The following is a 1,883-nucleotide window of genomic DNA, read 5'->3' on the forward strand; positions in this document are numbered from 1 at the left end:
CCTGCTCCAACGTCCAATATCCTTCCTTTTTGTGGTTGAAGTGAATTGATTAAATTCAGTTTGTTTTTTAATGCAATGCCTTTTATAAAATGGTATAATTTTTCAAATAAAGATCTTTTGTTATCCGTATGGGAAATATAATCTTCACTTTCGTAATCACTGCCCACACTTTCTAAACTTGGCTGCGGATGTGTAATTAGCATATCCAAAGTTTCGTCATAATACAAATCGAAAGTTTCTTTCGAAACGGAATAATCTTTTACAGTAAGAAAATGTTTTTGGTTTGAAATGTCCATTTTTAGTATTCAGTGGTCAGTTTTCAGTAATCAGTTTAGCACAGCTACCAAAAGGTTTATTTATAAAATTTAACAATAGTTTCACGTGGAACAATTATAATATTCAGTGGTCAGTTAGCTTCTAAAAACTGATTACTGAACACTTTCTCAACGTCCCATATAAATCAACAATACGGAAACATCACTTGGAGAAACTCCGCTTATTCTAGAAGCTTGAGAAATCGTTACAGGCCGAATCTTACTTAATTTCTGTCGTGCTTCAATCGACATCGATTTTATTTTATTATAATCGAAATTATCAGGGATTTTTACATCTTCTAAACGAGTCAATTTATTAGCGTTGTTTCTTTCCTTTTCGATGTAACCTGAATATTTAACCTGAATTTCGGCTTGTTCTAAAATTTCCTGATCCAAATCATTTTCTTCGATATAGGCCGCCACTTTTTCAAATTTGACAATATCTTCCATATTGATTTGTGGACGAGAGAAGACTTTAAACATTTTATCTCCTTGAGTAATTAAAGCCGTATCCTTTGATTCCAAAATTGGATTGGCTTCAGCAACACTTACGCTGGTCTCTTTAAAAAAAGCAACCATCTTTTCGGATTCATTCAACTTATGCTCCATTCTGCGCAAACGCTTTTCAGAAGCCAATCCAATTTCATAAGACATTGGCGTTAATCTAAAATCGGCATTATCCTGACGCAATAAAGTTCGAAATTCTGCTCGAGAAGTAAACATTCTATAAGGTTCTTCCGTTCCTTTGGTAATTAAATCATCGATTAAAACTCCAATATACGCTTCATCTCTTTTTAGAATAAGTGGTAACCTTTCTTGAACTTTCAATGCAGCGTTAATTCCTGCCATTAATCCTTGAGAGGCCGCTTCTTCATATCCCGTCGTTCCATTTATTTGTCCGGCAAAATACAAACCTTCAACCAACTTTGTTTCCAAAGTATGTTTCAATTGTGTTGGAGGGAAATAATCATATTCGATTGCATATCCGGGACGGAAAAATTTCACCTTCTCGAATCCAACAACAGAACTCAAAGCTTTAAATTGAATGTCTTCAGGAAGGGAAGTAGAAAAACCATTAACATAAACCTCACAAGTTTTCCATCCTTCTGGCTCAACAAACAATTGGTGCCTTTCTTTATCTGCAAAACGATTAATTTTATCTTCAATAGACGGACAATATCTTGGTCCTAGTGATTGAATTCTTCCATTGAACATTGGCGAACGATCAAAACCTTCTCTCAAAATATTGTGAACTTCAAGCGAAGTGTAGGTCATATGACAAGACCTTTGATGAATCAAAGGAGAAGTTATATCTGAATAAGAAAACTTATCCGGCTTTGCATCCCCTTTTTCTTCATTCATTTTAGAATAATCCAAAGAACGTCCATCAACCCGTGGAGGCGTTCCTGTTTTCATTCTTCCTGATTGAAATCCTGCATTGACTAAATCTTCGGTGATTCCATAAGCGGCACTTTCGCCCGCTCTACCTCCTCCGAATTGTTTTTCTCCAATATGAATCAAACCGTTAAGAAAAGTCCCATTCGTTAAAACAACTGATTTCGATTTAAT

The 1,883-nt window shown here is 35.2% G+C and carries 1 protein-coding gene and 1 pseudogene; both read right to left on the reverse strand.

The genetic code is table 11. The features are described 5' to 3' along the window. Positions 1 to 296: pseudogene (locus tag EKL98_RS15435) on the reverse strand (methyltransferase); the annotation flags it as partial. A 147-nt stretch (positions 297 to 443) separates the two neighbouring features. Next, positions 444 to 1,883 (reverse strand): tRNA uridine-5-carboxymethylaminomethyl(34) synthesis enzyme MnmG (gene mnmG / locus EKL98_RS15440; protein ID WP_126563093.1); only part of this gene is annotated, 1,440 nt, incomplete at its 5' end.

Source organism: Flavobacterium bomense (assembly GCF_003970355.1).